This window comes from Bacillus yapensis, from assembly GCF_005280205.1.
GTDB lineage: Bacteria > Bacillota > Bacilli > Bacillales > Cytobacillaceae > Robertmurraya > Robertmurraya yapensis.
The window spans coordinates 160,551-174,734 of record NZ_SUND01000006.1 but is presented as its reverse complement, the minus strand read 5'-3'; the positions used below and the strand labels follow the sequence as shown (position 1 = coordinate 174,734).

Below are 14,184 nucleotides of genomic sequence, written 5' to 3'. Positions count from 1 at the left end.
TTCCTCCGGTTTCTCCTCTCCCTTTGCCTTCTTTCCTTATAAAGGAGATGGAAGGACCCTGCAGAAATCTCTGCAGGGTTTTCTTTTTACATACACAAAAAGCTTGTTGATTTCCGCCAAAAATCAACAAGCTTCTTCGTTTGAAAATCTCCCTCTCCCCTATTAGAAGTCTAGTGAGATCTTGATTTCATTCTCTGTTTCTTCAATGTTTGCTTTGAATATCTCTGGTAAGAGATGAACCTTTATATAAACCGTTCCATTAATCATTTGCAACGGATTCTCTAATAAGCCGAAATCCGCTTCATTGTATAGAAAGATATTTTGACTTATATAGAAGCGATAATTATTATTGCCCTTGTTTAAGAGAATCATTTCCTGATCCGCTAAAGCCTTAGCTTCAAACCCTAAAGCTGACATCGTATCGATAAAAGGAAGTAGCTTCTCATCATTTACTAACAATACTTCAATATCTTCCTGAATTTTTTCTTGTAGGACTACCTTACGTGCATCATTAAAATAAAGAGGAACTAGCTTTGTATCTTCATTCTTATTCAAGGTGAAAAAGTGTGTGTGTTTCTCTTTTATAGTTTCTATTAACTCATCGAGCTTCTCAGGCGTAATACTATCTTCTCTGATGACAGCATTTAAGAAATTCACAATTTCCTCTTTAGCTAAAACACTATTTAGCTCACTAATAAGTTCATTTCCTTTTGGAACATTACTTTGTTGAGCTAAGAACAAAGAGGTTAAGGCATCAATGAGCCATCTCTCTTCTATAGGTAGTGTAGGAGCCTTCCCCAAGAAATAGTTATAAACAATTTTTCGCTCGAGTAGTTCATTTTTTATATCAGGATTCGCGACCATAAGGCCGATACCATTTGTTTCTTGAAAATGGCTAGTAAAGATTACGGATATACCGGATAAATTAGGGATTTGCTTCAAGCTCTCAAAAGGATAGTCTTGCTTATCCTTATTTTCCTGGGCAAAAAATTGCAGTCCATTTTGATCCATTATTTTTGTCAGAGGTTCGGATTGCCAGTACAGTGAGCCACGTGCTCCTTCCCCTGCAAAAACATAATAATCAATCAGCTCTAGTTTATTAAATCCCTTTAAAGGAAATCCAGCTACCCATGAACCTTCCCTTCTGGCAGAGTCCACCACTTTAATTGTCGAATGGGCGATTTCAACATCTGGAAGCTGCCCCATCCAATCATTTAGTAGAAAAGCGTTTGTCTCTTTTAATTCAATTTGATAGCGAAGGATTAGCGAATGATTTTCCGCTACAAAAGAAGAAGGGTTTTCATCAACTGATTCACAGATTTCTCCATCAGCCTTTTCGCAGCTCCAACTTGTAATAGCTTCTGGAAAACTAATACGATATTCCTTCCCCGATTTCAGACCTTCAATCCGTTGGGTGATGATTAATTGATTCCCTTTGGATTCTACCGTCAATTCCTGCTCAGCTTTTTCCAACTCGTTCTTCGGTTGATCATAGTCAGAATAGACGTGCCACTGCCAAAAAAGCATGCCTCCAATAACAGAACATAATACTATTAATAATGTGAACGAAATTCTCCACATAGTCATACTCCTTATTACTTTCTTATGATAACAATATCAGATGTTAGGAAATTCGTCACACATATTTTAATTATTTTGTGAACATAGCCACAGAAGAAAAAGCATGATAAAGTATTGTTGGATGCAATAAGAGGAGGGCTAATTTTGATTCAACGTTTTATTGAATTAGGCGAAGGATATTCTGATATATACGAATTAATTGAGCAAGCAAAAGCAAATAAAGAAAGACTAGTACATATGATGGCCTATCACACCACAGTAAATAATCGAGAGGTTACTTCATTAGTCGTTGTGTTAAAGCCGACCGATCCTGGGAAATTTCAGCCACTCTATATTTGCCGTGAAGGGGTTCCAAATCCAAATGTCACACCGAATAAACGCTTTGATCTTTTTCGTGAAGCGGCTCAAGAACTTGGGAAAGAGATTATCCAGTTTGAAGTCAGACCTTCGACCCAGTTTGCGGAAAAAGAATTATTTTTCCAATACTTAATTGGTATTTTACGAATGAACCACTATATACCACCACTACAATAGACAGCAAAAAGGCGAAGCCATAGCGCTCCGCCTTTTATATTCCCATTCTATAGTCATATTCCTTCGCTTTATCTGGTTTAGAATTCTCGTACTCTGTTTTTAAAAACGGCTTGAACGAAGGCTCTACTTTTTTGACAAACGAATAGTTTTGAATTTTTTCCATGAGTGATTCAACGTCCTCTAAATCACAATAAAGGACAACGTATTTTAAACGTTTGGAAACAAAGTGAACATTTCCGAACTTTCTTAACATTTTGGCTTGTTTTAAAGAATACAGCCATACAATGATCCCTTGGCGCTGCCCTAACATACTATTTTCCCCTTCGAACACATTTGTTTTTATTAGTCTAGCAAACAATTCCATTTAATTCAATGATCTACCCTGGTTAAATAAGGCTGATTTCCTATGCCTATTAAAAAGACTTAGGAGAGTGTCCTAAGCCTTTACGAACAACCACAGCTTCCACCAGATCCACAACCGCCGCCGCAGCTAGAAGAACTATCAAAGAATGGGTTACCAGTTGGTACCTTTATTTTCTCTGAAACAGATTTTCCAATAATCACACTGACTTCATCCAATAGAGCCTGTAAATCATTTTCTGCTCTTTTAAATTCAGCAACATTGTCATCCATATCCATATCCCTTTTTAATTCGCGGATATTTCTCATGACTTTTTGATAATCAGGGTGATATCTTCCAAACCGTTGAACCTCTTCATAAAGCTCCTTTTCTTTCGTAAAAGCTTTAATTTTTTGCTGTGTTTCTTTGCTAGTGCGCAATTTATTTAAACATGATAAGTAATATTCAACAACATCAGATTGCAGAATCATACTAGAAAGCTGCTCTGCCTGATCTAAAATTTCTAATCTCTCTAAAGTAGCAAGCATGTATGCTCACCTCCGCACCCTATTTTAACATGAATCTAGGGAAAAGCGAAAGTTTTACTACAAGTTTTGAACAGCAAATTACTGAACAGAAACGGCGAATTCCTTTTTTAGATGATACGGTTCATTATTAGGTGTTACAACCTCTAGTGAAATTTGATGGGTGCCTCTTCCTAAGCCCTTGATGATAAAAGCAGCAGTATGAATTTCCTCTCTCTTTTTTCCATCAATCATAAGAATGATTTTTCCCTTGTTCTTACTATCCTCTCGAAAAGAAATATTTGGAATCATGCATTCGACAAATACATTATCCCCTTTCACATGATGCTGCACCATAAAAGGTTCTCGACCTTGTTCAACCGCTACAGGTAGATCATGTTCTGTATTGATTGTACTCATTGGTACTACTTGGAATTTAACCTCCGGCTCAGGCAATTCCTTTTGACAGCCTGTTATATTTAAAAGTAAAAAGAAAATAGATATATACTTCATCTTGGGTCCCCCGTTCATGATCCGGATTTAAGCATATTGTTAACTATCTTCATTATTTTTACTCTATTTCCTTGAATATAAAAGCAGCCTTCTCAAACTACACGAGAAAGCTGCTTATGCTTGACTATTCATCGCCTGAAACATTCCCATCATCATTGAAGCCATCTGTACGCCTGTTGAAAATTTTTCAACACGATCAGGGATTGTTTTTCTATGATACTGTAACGCCGCAATTTGAAATGATTGTAAGTCTCCTGGATTCCTTCCGAGCTTTCGGTACCAAATCGGCTGTTCGTGAAGAAATCTTTTTAAATCAGCGTCTGCCGAAATTACTTCCATTATCTCTCTTCTCACGCTAAATACCCCCTATTAATCCTTTCTAAATTGAAACGGATGTTGGGGTTGATTTGCTTTATTTCCCCTAGACACTTTAGATTGAGGGTTTCCCTGAAATTGCAATATTAACCCTTGAATGGCCCCAAGAGCTTGGCTCAGGCTCGAAATATGGTTCTGAAGCTGATTTGTATCCATATTTTTTACCGCTCCCATTACTTGCTGCATCCATTCTTTTTTCCCTTCATCATTTGTAGGAGAGGCTGTTGCATTTCCTTCTTTAAATTCATCCCAACGGGAATCGTCTTCACCTAGTAAATACCATTCTTCAAATAAATCTTGCCAGTTGGTTCTTCCTTTTCTTACCTCCAACACTATTTTGGGATTTTTCTTAACGAATTCTTTAAATTGCTGTACAGATGGATGGAGAGTTTTCTTTGACATACTGTTTCACCTCTAACAAAGGGCTTGTTTCTAAGTAAATCAATTCAAACTTTACTCTATATGTGAATTATTCACCTATGGTACGATATGATAAGGACTACAAAATTGTGATTAAGGGAAACAGATGAAACGAAGAAAGGTGACGGATATGAAAGAGAACATCACGCAATTATTTACGGAAATATTAGAAAAGGGTTCAGACGAGGATCTAAGTGTATTACAACAAGTTCTCGAAGGTTTAAATAATAAACAGCATACATATATCAATAGTCTTCTTCATATGGAGGGCGGTTTAAAAGAGAACTTCTTTGAAATTACAATCCCACTTCATACGCTTGTGAATAACCCATTAAATATCCTTCATGCAGGCATCACTGCAACCGTGATCGATACATGTATGGGTGCGATGGTCCATAATGCTCTCCCAGAAGGATTTGCAGCTGTCACAAGTCAGCTTAATATTCACTATATTGCACCTGGCATTGGTGACTCGATTACTTGTCGAGCAAGAATCGATCATCATGGTACAAAAACGATGTTGGTTTCTGCTGACGTATTCCGGTCAGATGGACAAAAAATTGCTCAAGCATCAGGAACTTTTTTCATTCTAAAAAAGAATAAATAATAACCTGCCTATTTTTTATACGAGGTGTTCCTATGGTTACCGCAATCGTAATTCCAATTTTGTGTATATATTTCTTCTGGATAACGAAAAAAGAAATGAATAAACAAAAAGAAAAATGGCTGCAATTGGAAAATATAATGGAGGAAGCAATTGTAGTAGGTGTAATCAAAGAAATTCGTGAGGAACGACAACGTTTTTACTATCATTATTACGTTCTAGTAACCGATTTAGTAGTCCAAACGGTTCATAAGTCCGTGAGGGTCAGAAGAATGATTCCACTATATAAGAATGTCCAACCTGTCTATCACTATCAAATCGGAGATACGATTCGGATATTTGGAAATTGGAAAGAAGACGTTTTTCTTTTTAATAGGATTGAAAAAATAGTGGACGAAGTCAGAAATCATTGATAGCAGTTTCTCTCAGGCTGATTGAAAACGTTTGTCAACAGCCTGAGTGGACGAAAATTAATTCGTCCACTCATCCTACCACTTTTGAATAAAATTTTGCGTGTAATGAAGCTGATAGACCCCTACACCGAGGTGGGTAAACTCACCGTTTAAGAGCGTTTCCCTATGGCTCTTACTATTCAGCCAACCTTCCATCACAGCTGGTGCATCCGTATAATTTGCAGCGATATTTTCTCCTGCCAACTGATAAAAGACTTCCCCTTCCTCGAGTCGATCCGATAACTCCCCATTTTTTTGAGAAGTGTGTGAGAACTCCTGACTCTCAAACATGTCCACACTATGTGCCAAGGCAACCTCAGAAGTTTTCTCATCCCATTCTAAAGGTTTTAAATCATGTCGCACGCGCATCAAATTAGAGATGTCAAATATTTGCTGGCTCGCCCCCGTGGAAATTGCCTTTTCTTTTTCAGCATCAATTGGGCTTGCTTGTAAAAGCTCTCCTAAGTATACAAGCTCATAGGGCTGCTGTTTGATCAGCGTTTCGGCATCCATAAAGCGAATACTCGAAACGGTACCATCAAATTTATCTAGAAAAACCTGAACATAAAAAGAACCTATTTGCACAAGGGGATGAGTATTTATATCCTCTTCTGTCAATTCAAAGCGGTACGAACTCCCCTCGTTTTCAACGTTGATATTAGACTTTATTGGTATTTTGGCATAGAGATTTTCGACCTTTTCTCCAATCTTGAATGGGGTAATATTTACGTCTTGACCGATAGCATAAAGCGTAACTACCTTGTTATTGGCGATTCCAACCTGAATGTACTCTGACAATCCCTTTTTATAAATCCACCAATCATAATCATATGCAGAAGGGTCAATTCTTTCTGGTTGTCCTAATTGTTCCTCAACATAGGCTGCATCCTTACCAATAAACGTGGCTAGTCCCTCTGTTGGAAGTTCTATCTGGTTTTGCTCCTTTTCCTCCACTTCAGTTGTTGCTTTCACTTGAGAAGCTACAATTTCATCTTTTGGAAAAAAATCTTCTAAAAGGTATAGATGTAAATAAAATACGATAGATAGTACTACTGCCATTACAACAAAAATACGAATAAGTACACGCAGAACGTATCCTCCTCTCTTTTACAAAACAATTAACTCTAGTAATTCTTTCTATCATTCTATGTGAGTAATAGAGAAATATGATTACTTCAACTAGTAATTTAAAATTTCTCTCCAAAAGAAAAGAGAACACACATGGTGTCCTCTAATGTTGCATGTGGCCATAGTCGTTCTCAGAGATTTCCGATAAAGCTTCACCAGCTTGGCTATCTGTAAGTTTTCGAACTGCAAAATCTCCTAATGACACAATTCCTACTAATTTGTCTCCCTCAACTACAGGGAGTCTTCTAATTTGATGCTTAGCCATTAATTCTGCCGCTTCCTCCGAGCTTGTTTCTGGTGTAACCGTAATAAGTGAATCACTCATAACTTTCTCGACCTTTGTCGAGCCCGGTCTCTTTTCGGCTATCCCTCGAACAACAAGGTCTCGGTCCGTAATCATCCCTAAAAGCTTTTCACCGTCTACAATTGGAATTGCTCCTACATTCCATTCCTTCATTTTCACAGCCACTTCATACACATTGTCGAGCAATGTACAACACTCCACCTCATCACTCATGATATCCCTGATTTTTTCCATATTATCACCCTCCGAAAAATAGTGCTCATACATCTAGTTATCATTCCCAAGATTTCAGAAATTAACTTGTGAATAATTTTTCCTCTTCCACAGTGAAAGAACTTTGAATTCTTTTACGATGTCATTGCAACTTTTTCACTTTTCAACTATTATTAGATTTGAGATTATTTTAGTAAATTTTACATAATACTTACGTTTACGTTCTATTTGTTTTAGGAGGGATTAAGATGAAATTTGAAAATTTAGGATATGAAGAGATTAAAGCAGATTTAAAGCGACTAGATGATGTAATGGCTGATTACGGATTGGTTCGCGCAGAGCAATGGGATTATGAAAGAGTATCCTACGATCGTAAATTCGAATTAAAAGAAGGCGTTTTTTACCTACGCGTCCTTGGCTATGCTGTTGAAGGTGATGTAGGCGCAAATAAAGCAGTTATTCAATTATTAACTCCTCTACTTGGCAAACACTACTATCCACACGGTGTTGAATATGGTGAAGGCGAGAGTTTCCCAAAAACATTAGTAAGTCAATGCGAAAAGATTTTAACTGAAGTAAAATCAGTTATTGATACTTTTTCAAACTAATAATAAGAAAAAATCGGCACATTTGTGAATTGCACCTCCATGTTAGAAACTTTAAATCTAACAATGGGAGGTGCTTTTCTTTTTGCCAAAAATCACACGAAAAAAACATACAATCATTGCGGAAGGGCAAAATAAAGAGCATGAGCCCGGTACAATACCGAGTTCATGCCCTCCAAGAAGCCTACCTGTCTATCTTTCATTTGGGAATATCTTTTTATTAGCTAAATAGACTGATGATGTACCCGATAATTAACCCAACTACACCGAAGTCTGCATCGCCAAATGTCGTTCCTTCGAACCCAAGCGATCCGAGAACTGGAAGTAAAAGAGCTGGTAAAAAGCTGATTAAAAGGCCGTTTGCAAATGCTCCAAAGATAGCTCCTCTACGACCTCCTGTTGCATTTCCAAATACCCCTGCTGCAGCACCTGTAAAGAAATGAGGTACTAGTCCTGGAACAATTACAGCAAGTCCAAAAATTGGTAGAAGCAACATACTAATTAGTCCTGCTACAAAGCTTGATAAAAACCCGATAATAACCGCATTTGGTGCAAACGGGAAAACGATTGGACAATCAAGCGCTGGTTTTGCGTTTGGAACCACTTTATCAGCGACCCCTTTAAATGCAGGAACAATTTCTGCAATGAGCATTCTTACACCAGCTAAGATAATGAACACACCACCGGCAAACGTGATGGCTTGTGTTAGAGAAAATACTAAGTAGTTTGTTCCACCACTTAATTCTTCTTCAATAAAGTTTGGTCCAACCACAAGAGCGACCACAAAGAACATTAACGTCATCGTAAGAGCAAGTGCGACAGATGAATCACGTAAGAATCCAAGTGATTTTGGCACCTTTACTTCTTCAGTTGTTTGTTGTTTGTTCCCAGTTAATTTTCCTACTTTTGCTGCTACGAAGTAACCAATGGAACCAAAATGACCAACTGCAATATCATCAGAACCTGTAATTTCTTTTACTGTCGGTTGAAGAAGCGCTGGCATTAACACCATTAAAAGTCCTAAAATCACAGATCCGACAAGAATAAGCATCGCACCACTTAAACCAGATGTCGATAATACCGCTGCAAGTAAACATGCCATAAACATCGTATGGTGACCAGTTAAGAAAATGTATTTAAATTTTGTAAAGCGTGCGAGTAAAATATTCACAAGCATCCCAAAGAGCATAATCATCGCTGTTTCTGCTCCAAAAGCATCTTGGGCAAGGGCTACGATTGCTTCGTTATTTGGGATAACCCCTTCAATATGAAACGCCTTTTCAAACATTTGGCTAAATATATTTAAAGACCCTTGTAATACAGTTGCCCCTGCTCCAAGGATAATAAAGCCCATAATGGTCTTCAGTGTACCGGAAATAACATCTGCAATGCCTTTTTTCTGTAAAAGCAGTCCGATAAAAGCGAAGAGTCCAACTAAAATCGCCGGTGTTCCGAGAATATCTTTCATAATTAAGTCAAACATCTTACTACCCCTCCAAAATATGCGCTTTTAACGCATCTTTAATTTCATTTAAGTTCACCATATTAACGACACGAATCGTTTTCTTCTTTCCATCATTTAGTTGATCCATAATTTCAGGACTTCCGATGTAATAATCGGCCTGTTCTGTTTTAGCACTGGCTAAATCCATGTTTTTGCAATCTCCATCAATATTTAATTCCTTTAATGCTTTGTTGACATTTAGTGAAAGCATAAAGCTTGTTCCAAGTCCGTTTCCACATACTGCTAAAATTTTCATTTTTATTTCCCCCTTAGATTATTTAAAAATTCTTCATAATTTGTGGCATTTAACAATGTTTCAATGTTTTCTTCGATTGATAAAAAATCAGAAATTTCTTGAAGTAATGTTAAATGGTTTGTTGCATCTTCTGCTGCGAGAACCAAAAAGAGATTGGCCGATTTGTCTGTTTCAAATAATACCTTTTCTTTTACAACAAGCAGGCTAATTCCAGTTTTTTCAACGCCATCCTCTGGTCTGGCATGCGGCATTGCCACTTGCGGCATTAACACAATATAAGGTCCAAAGTTTTTGACATTTTCAATCATCGCTTTGACATAACTTTCTTTGATGGATCCATTTTCAAGCAACGGGTTCGATGCGAGTTCAATGGCTTGCTCCCATGAATCTATCTTTTCTTCAAATTGCACCAATTCTTTTGTTAACCTTGATAAAAACATGTTTTATAATCCCCCCCTGTACTTTGAAAGTTTTATCATGCTCTCGATGTTTTTATATTACTGCATTTTTTTCCATAAAAAGAGACGAATTATTACCGTATATTACGGTAAAATTCGTCTTTTTTAATTTATATCGATTGATAGAATTCTTCTTTTGAACTGGCATTCTTCCAGGTTTCAACGATTTTGCGATTCTCTCCTAAAAGGTTGATTTCTTCAAACATTTTTTTAATATTTTCATCTTTTGCATCTTTAATTGCAAGCATACAGACAATTGATACAAGTTGATTTTTCCAGAGTACAGGATGTTTTAAAATAGCAAGTGCCACTCCCTGTTTTAACACGTTTTTCGGGTGCCCATGCGGGATCGCAATTTCTGCCCCAATCGCTGTTGACGCTAGGATTTCTCGTTCCTTTGCATCCTTTAGATATTCGGTATTTACATACCCTTTTTCTTGCAATCGTTGACTTAATTCTTCCATAATTTCATCTTGATTTGTCATTTCCTTTTTTATCAAAATCAAATCTTCTTGTAGGAATTTTTTTAAAATCGGAAATTGATTTTCTTTTACGTTAAAATTGGCAATAAACTTTTTTATCTTTTCCTCTTCTTCTTTTTGAAAAAGCGGAGATATCGTAATACACGGATAATCAATCTCTTCTAGCGCTATTGTGCTAATAATAAAATCAGGTCTTTCTACCTTTATGACTTCTTCCATTTCCTCGAGCGAAACACATTTTAGAATATCAAGAGAATGAAATTTTCGTTCCAATTTTGTCGTCAATAGCTGGGACATGCCAATACCCATCGAACAAACAACAATAACTTTTTTATGTTTCCCGTCTTCTTTTTGAATCCGCTCTTTTGATGCTTCAAAATGAAGAACCAAATAACCAATTTCATCTTCTGGGAGAATGAACCCAATTTCTTTTTCCATTTCTTTTGTAATGTGAAAAATCGTATCAAACGTGTACGAATACATTCTTTTAATATCATCAAGAAGTGGGTTTCGATGATATAGACGATACTCGAGTCGCTCATACGTCGTCTTCATATGGATCATAAGTCCTTCTACTAGTGTTTGGTCGACTTCGTGTTGAATGCCGGTTTGCTCGGAAACTTTTTTAATCATCGCCTGAATCAGCGTTATTACTTTCGGTGATAATACGTTTTTGTCAAAATCGGGTTTCCCTTTTTCTTTTGCACTAATGATATGTAGAAGAAAATAGCTGATTTCTTCTTCTGGAAATTTGATCACAAATGATCTTTCTAGCTCTTTCAGATGGTTTTGAACAACAACGTATTCTTTATTATTTTTTAAATTTGTCTGTTCATTTATCGATAACTGAATCGTTTGCTTCGCCTTAATTCTTTTTACCATTATCAATAAATGCAACACTAAATTATCCATTGATTCATTTGTAAAAGTTTTATGTAATTCACTTTCTATTTTTTTTAATTGTTGCTTTGTTTTCGTGATTTCAAAATTCGAAAACCATTTTTCAAAGAAAGATAATTTGTCTTTTTCTTGTGTAAATTGATGTATTCGAAGCAGGGCTTCTCGCTTATTTTTTTCATTTCCAATTATTTTCAAGCCAATTTTTTGTTTGGACTCGATTGATAAGTGAAAAGTTTTTATCCATTGCCCAATTTCATGTAAATCTTGTTTGATAACTTGCTTACTTACATAATATTGTTCGCATAGCTCCTGAAGAGATAAAATTTTATTGTCTCTTAAAAGCATGAATAGGATTTCTTCTTTTCTTTCCTTTTCATATGTTTTATTTAGACGGTTTTGATGATTTTGATGGTCATCGAGTAATTTCTTTTTTTCATCGCTTGAAATTTCAAGCTTTGCTCCTATGTTTGGTTTTCGAATGATTTTTGCTTGATAATCATTTTCAAGCCATTCATCAATCGTTTTAAAATCATTTCTTACCGTTTTTTCAGAACATTGAAGTGTTTCTGCTATTTTACTAATTTTTATATTTTCGTTTTTATTATTGTTTAGCAACAATGCTAGTATTTTTTCTTGCCGGTTGTTCAAAGTGATTTTCTGGTTTTGTTTTTTAACAGATTGATTGGTGTTAGACACCGACTTCTCTATTGTTTCTGCTTGAAAAGTATAAGATGGTTTTCCTTTATTCATTATATAAACTTCTCCAAATAATTAATTTACTTGTCTGTTATTTCAGTAAAAACTCCATTTTTTAAGTATACACTATTTTTCCAGCCCATTTCATCCGGAACTTTCATAGTTAAGGCTTGGTTAACAATATTATCACAGTATTCTAAAAGAAAAGGCAGTAGTCAAAATCGAAAATTTCCGATTTTGACTACTGCCTGGAAGCACCGAATTGCGATGCTTCTTTTTTATTTTATAGCCCTAAAATAGCTTTAATAACAGAAGTTGTCTCTCCACCATGATAAAACACATAAAGTAACAGATAAACCGCTACTCCCGTAATCGCTGTAAAGAACCAAATATAGCTTGTAATTGGTCCTAGCTTCCGATGAAAGCCGAAATTCTTTTTATAACCAGAAACTAGAGAAATAATACCCAGGACCGCTCCAACCGTAGCAAGGGTTATATGAAAAATCAAGAAGATCGTGTAGTATATCTTTATATCATCTGGTCCACCGAATGCAGTGTTTCCAATAAAAATCGTTCTTGAAGCATAAATGAGAAAAAAGATAATAGCAAAAATCGCTGCTAAAACCATCGTTTTTTGATGAGAGTCTCTTTTCCCTTTCTTAATTTGTGCCCAACCGATTGCAACAGTTATAGCACTTAACACAATGAAAGTAGTACTGATTGTTGGTAAAACTGGTAATGAAAAATTCATATAGTCGTCCTCTCTCAATTCCTCAAAGTAAGTATGTACATAATTATAATTTTAGTGAACTATTAACATTATTTCAATCCTCACAAGTAATAACCTTAAAATTGTTCTAAATCTGACACATTTACCTTGCTATTCTGTGACCCAGTTAACAAACAAATAGAATAATCTATGCTATAGCGATCAAAAAAGCACCCATTTAAGGTGCCATTATCAAGATTTATTCAACCGGTTGCGGATCTAAACGATGCAGTTTCTCGGCCTCTGTTTCCTCCTGCTCTTTTCGATACCACTCAAAAAATACTTGGAATAGAACAACTCCATAAACGATTTCCTGAAGAACTTTCATTAATACCCCACCAAGCTGTTGATCATGGACCAATGACATCGAATTGAACATCTCTGGACCACTTAGGCTTAAGGTGGACAGAATCGTCGGAGACACACATAACTCTAAAGCTTTCGCCCACGCACTTGGATCAGAAAATGTATCGTACATCGGCACATCAGCAAAAATAATGAGCGCACATGCCGGTGTCAACAGGATCCCGTCTGCAAAGATATACCCAATCTTCTTCACACCACTTAGCCTATGTTCACCTTCTACTTGATTGATTAATGGCCACCACATAAAGATCGCCATTATGAATAGTAGTACCGTATAAGAAGCATGCAACATCATGTCTATCTTAATGACATCAAAGATCAACGGAATATGGTAAAAAGAAAACATTCCATTAAAAAGGATTAAGGCAATGATTGGTTTTGTAAAAAATTTAAAAACTTTCTTCAACACAGGTTGATTTAATAGCTTTTTCCAAATCCATTGCGGAATTCCAACAATGAATAGTGGAGGAATGACTAAGTAAAGAACAGCCATTTGAATCATATGTGCATAAAACATTAAATGGCCCATTAAATCTAAAGGTGAACCTTTAATCGCGTACAACAAAATCATCCCAGTCATAAAAAAGAATCCCTGCTTTGTTGTTAAAGGCTCTGTATCTTTAAATTTATCTCGGTATTTGACCGTAATTAGAAAGAATCCGATGGTAACGATTAAAATCGCTAAAAAGAAAAACGGACTCCATAACGCTCTAAATCCGAACATATTCAAGGTTAACATTAACCCATCACCTCTTAAATTACTATGCTGCCTAAATTATAACACAAAAAAGAAAATCGGCCTAAGACAGCCGATTTTCAGTTTAACTTACCACCATACAATCGTTAAGAAAGTTAAAATGGTGATTAATCCTACTAATAATCCTGAATACAAGAACAACGCAGGAGCTTCATGTCCTTTGTGGCTCATATGCATGAAATAATATAGTTGAAATACTACTTGAATAGCTGCGAGCAGAAGGATGAATGGAACAGTAAACCATCCAGACATACCAGAACCTACAGCTACGAACGCTACAATCGTAAAGAAAATCATTAAGGCAAAAGTGATGACTTGATGTCTCATTTCCTCTGCATTTCTTTTACGGCGATATACGATATCTACGCTCGGGTTACCTGTATTTGTTTGATTGTTCTCCATC

At 36.2% G+C, this 14,184-nt stretch carries 19 protein-coding genes; 4 read left to right on the top strand and 15 right to left on the bottom strand.

The window, feature by feature from the left end; translation table 11 throughout:
- Positions 1–162 precede the first annotated feature (162 nt).
- Entirely contained in the window at positions 163–1,581 is a 1,419-nt protein-coding gene (locus FAR12_RS09740) for a stalk domain-containing protein (RefSeq protein ID WP_170972157.1), read from the bottom strand.
- 144 nt (positions 1,582–1,725) lie between these two features.
- On the opposite strand from FAR12_RS09740, the gene FAR12_RS09735 reads away from it, so the two are divergent.
- Positions 1,726–2,115 carry a DUF7147 family protein gene (locus tag FAR12_RS09735; RefSeq protein WP_126408504.1) on the top strand — a complete coding sequence of 130 codons (390 nt, stop codon included), beginning with the start codon at positions 1,726–1,728 and terminating at the stop codon, positions 2,113–2,115.
- A gap of 34 nt (positions 2,116–2,149) precedes the next feature.
- Here the strand turns inward: FAR12_RS09735 and FAR12_RS09730 are convergent, their stop codons facing one another.
- The 5 genes from FAR12_RS09730 to FAR12_RS09710 all read right to left on the bottom strand — a co-directional run bounded on the left by FAR12_RS09730 (position 2,150) and on the right by FAR12_RS09710 (position 4,269).
- Positions 2,150–2,425, bottom strand: coding sequence for a YlbG family protein (locus FAR12_RS09730; RefSeq protein ID WP_126408503.1), 276 nt, complete (start codon positions 2,423–2,425; stop codon positions 2,150–2,152).
- A 134-nt stretch (positions 2,426–2,559) separates the two neighbouring features.
- Positions 2,560–3,003, bottom strand: a complete 444-nt coding sequence (locus FAR12_RS09725) for a YlbF/YmcA family competence regulator (protein ID WP_126408502.1) — start codon at positions 3,001–3,003, stop codon at positions 2,560–2,562.
- Positions 3,004–3,081: 78 nt separating this feature from the next.
- Positions 3,082–3,492, bottom strand: coding sequence for a hypothetical protein (locus FAR12_RS09720; RefSeq protein WP_126408501.1), 411 nt, complete (start codon positions 3,490–3,492; stop codon positions 3,082–3,084).
- Between the two features lie 114 nt (positions 3,493–3,606).
- The gene (locus FAR12_RS09715) at positions 3,607–3,846 is read right to left on the bottom strand and encodes a YlbE-like family protein (protein ID WP_126408500.1); all 240 of its coding nucleotides are present in this window, start codon (positions 3,844–3,846) and stop codon (positions 3,607–3,609) included.
- A gap of 15 nt (positions 3,847–3,861) precedes the next feature.
- A complete protein-coding gene (locus FAR12_RS09710; protein WP_126408499.1) occupies positions 3,862–4,269 on the bottom strand; it encodes a YlbD family protein in 408 nt (135 codons plus the stop codon).
- Between the two features lie 124 nt (positions 4,270–4,393).
- Between FAR12_RS09710 and FAR12_RS09705 the strand changes: the two genes are divergently transcribed.
- Together FAR12_RS09705 and FAR12_RS09700 are read left to right on the top strand one after the other, a co-directional pair.
- On the top strand, positions 4,394–4,894 hold the full coding sequence (locus FAR12_RS09705; RefSeq protein ID WP_246010362.1) for a PaaI family thioesterase: 501 nt from the start codon (positions 4,394–4,396) through the stop codon (positions 4,892–4,894).
- Between the two features lie 32 nt (positions 4,895–4,926).
- Positions 4,927–5,304: a hypothetical protein gene (locus tag FAR12_RS09700; RefSeq protein WP_126408498.1), complete on the top strand. Its 378-nt coding sequence runs from the start codon at positions 4,927–4,929 to the stop codon at positions 5,302–5,304.
- A 75-nt stretch (positions 5,305–5,379) separates the two neighbouring features.
- On the opposite strand, the gene FAR12_RS09695 is transcribed toward FAR12_RS09700, so the two are convergent.
- Positions 5,380–6,402, bottom strand: coding sequence for a CAP domain-containing protein (locus tag FAR12_RS09695; RefSeq protein ID WP_126408497.1), 1,023 nt, complete (start codon positions 6,400–6,402; stop codon positions 5,380–5,382).
- Positions 6,403–6,574: 172 nt separating this feature from the next.
- Positions 6,575–7,009, bottom strand: coding sequence for a CBS domain-containing protein (locus FAR12_RS09690; protein ID WP_126408496.1), 435 nt, complete (start codon positions 7,007–7,009; stop codon positions 6,575–6,577).
- A gap of 227 nt (positions 7,010–7,236) precedes the next feature.
- Here FAR12_RS09690 and FAR12_RS09685 point away from each other — a divergent pair, with 227 nt between their 5' ends.
- Positions 7,237–7,596, top strand: a complete 360-nt coding sequence (locus FAR12_RS09685; protein WP_126408495.1) for a YugN family protein — start codon at positions 7,237–7,239, stop codon at positions 7,594–7,596.
- A gap of 217 nt (positions 7,597–7,813) precedes the next feature.
- On the opposite strand, the gene ulaA is transcribed toward FAR12_RS09685, so the two are convergent.
- The 7 genes from ulaA to ctaF form a co-directional block, all read right to left on the bottom strand.
- Complete coding sequence (ulaA, locus tag FAR12_RS09680; protein WP_126408494.1) at positions 7,814–9,076, bottom strand: PTS ascorbate transporter subunit IIC; 1,263 nt, start codon at positions 9,074–9,076, stop codon at positions 7,814–7,816.
- Between the two features lie 4 nt (positions 9,077–9,080).
- Positions 9,081–9,353 carry a PTS sugar transporter subunit IIB gene (locus FAR12_RS09675; RefSeq protein ID WP_126408493.1) on the bottom strand — a complete coding sequence of 91 codons (273 nt, stop codon included), beginning with the start codon at positions 9,351–9,353 and terminating at the stop codon, positions 9,081–9,083.
- A 2-nt stretch (positions 9,354–9,355) separates the two neighbouring features.
- Complete coding sequence (locus FAR12_RS09670; protein ID WP_126408492.1) at positions 9,356–9,793, bottom strand: PTS sugar transporter subunit IIA; 438 nt, start codon at positions 9,791–9,793, stop codon at positions 9,356–9,358.
- 128 nt (positions 9,794–9,921) lie between these two features.
- Positions 9,922–11,943: a BglG family transcription antiterminator gene (locus FAR12_RS09665; RefSeq protein ID WP_126408491.1), complete on the bottom strand. Its 2,022-nt coding sequence runs from the start codon at positions 11,941–11,943 to the stop codon at positions 9,922–9,924.
- Positions 11,944–12,172: 229 nt separating this feature from the next.
- A complete protein-coding gene (locus FAR12_RS09660; protein WP_126408490.1) occupies positions 12,173–12,640 on the bottom strand; it encodes a DUF420 domain-containing protein in 468 nt (155 codons plus the stop codon).
- Positions 12,641–12,857: 217 nt separating this feature from the next.
- Positions 12,858–13,763, bottom strand: coding sequence for a cytochrome c oxidase assembly factor CtaG (gene ctaG / locus FAR12_RS09655; RefSeq protein ID WP_126408489.1), 906 nt, complete (start codon positions 13,761–13,763; stop codon positions 12,858–12,860).
- Between the two features lie 87 nt (positions 13,764–13,850).
- A complete protein-coding gene (gene ctaF / locus FAR12_RS09650) occupies positions 13,851–14,183 on the bottom strand; it encodes a cytochrome c oxidase subunit IVB (protein ID WP_126408488.1) in 333 nt (110 codons plus the stop codon).
- Position 14,184: the final 1 nt, after the last annotated feature.

Excerpts from the sequence above, each read along its gene's own strand:
- FAR12_RS09740 (WP_170972157.1), bottom strand. The coding sequence starts at position 1,581 with ATGTGGAGAATTTCGTTCACATTATTAATAGTATTATGTTCTGTTATT.
- FAR12_RS09730 (WP_126408503.1), bottom strand. The coding sequence starts at position 2,425 with ATGTTAGGGCAGCGCCAAGGGATCATTGTATGGCTGTATTCTTTAAAA.
- FAR12_RS09725 (WP_126408502.1), bottom strand. The coding sequence starts at position 3,003 with ATGCTTGCTACTTTAGAGAGATTAGAAATTTTAGATCAGGCAGAGCAG.
- FAR12_RS09720 (WP_126408501.1), bottom strand. The coding sequence starts at position 3,492 with ATGAAGTATATATCTATTTTCTTTTTACTTTTAAATATAACAGGCTGT.
- FAR12_RS09710 (WP_126408499.1), bottom strand. The coding sequence starts at position 4,269 with ATGTCAAAGAAAACTCTCCATCCATCTGTACAGCAATTTAAAGAATTC.
- FAR12_RS09705 (WP_246010362.1), top strand. The coding sequence starts at position 4,394 with ATGAAACGAAGAAAGGTGACGGATATGAAAGAGAACATCACGCAATTA.
- FAR12_RS09700 (WP_126408498.1), top strand. The coding sequence starts at position 4,927 with ATGGTTACCGCAATCGTAATTCCAATTTTGTGTATATATTTCTTCTGG.
- FAR12_RS09695 (WP_126408497.1), bottom strand. The coding sequence starts at position 6,402 with ATGGCAGTAGTACTATCTATCGTATTTTATTTACATCTATACCTTTTA.
- FAR12_RS09690 (WP_126408496.1), bottom strand. The coding sequence starts at position 7,009 with ATGGAAAAAATCAGGGATATCATGAGTGATGAGGTGGAGTGTTGTACA.
- FAR12_RS09685 (WP_126408495.1), top strand. The coding sequence starts at position 7,237 with ATGAAATTTGAAAATTTAGGATATGAAGAGATTAAAGCAGATTTAAAG.
- ulaA (WP_126408494.1), bottom strand. The coding sequence starts at position 9,076 with ATGTTTGACTTAATTATGAAAGATATTCTCGGAACACCGGCGATTTTA.
- FAR12_RS09675 (WP_126408493.1), bottom strand. The coding sequence starts at position 9,353 with ATGAAAATTTTAGCAGTATGTGGAAACGGACTTGGAACAAGCTTTATG.
- FAR12_RS09670 (WP_126408492.1), bottom strand. The coding sequence starts at position 9,793 with ATGTTTTTATCAAGGTTAACAAAAGAATTGGTGCAATTTGAAGAAAAG.
- FAR12_RS09665 (WP_126408491.1), bottom strand. The coding sequence starts at position 11,943 with ATGAATAAAGGAAAACCATCTTATACTTTTCAAGCAGAAACAATAGAG.
- FAR12_RS09660 (WP_126408490.1), bottom strand. The coding sequence starts at position 12,640 with ATGAATTTTTCATTACCAGTTTTACCAACAATCAGTACTACTTTCATT.
- ctaG (WP_126408489.1), bottom strand. The coding sequence starts at position 13,763 with ATGTTAACCTTGAATATGTTCGGATTTAGAGCGTTATGGAGTCCGTTT.
- ctaF (WP_126408488.1), bottom strand. The coding sequence starts at position 14,183 with ATGGAGAACAATCAAACAAATACAGGTAACCCGAGCGTAGATATCGTA.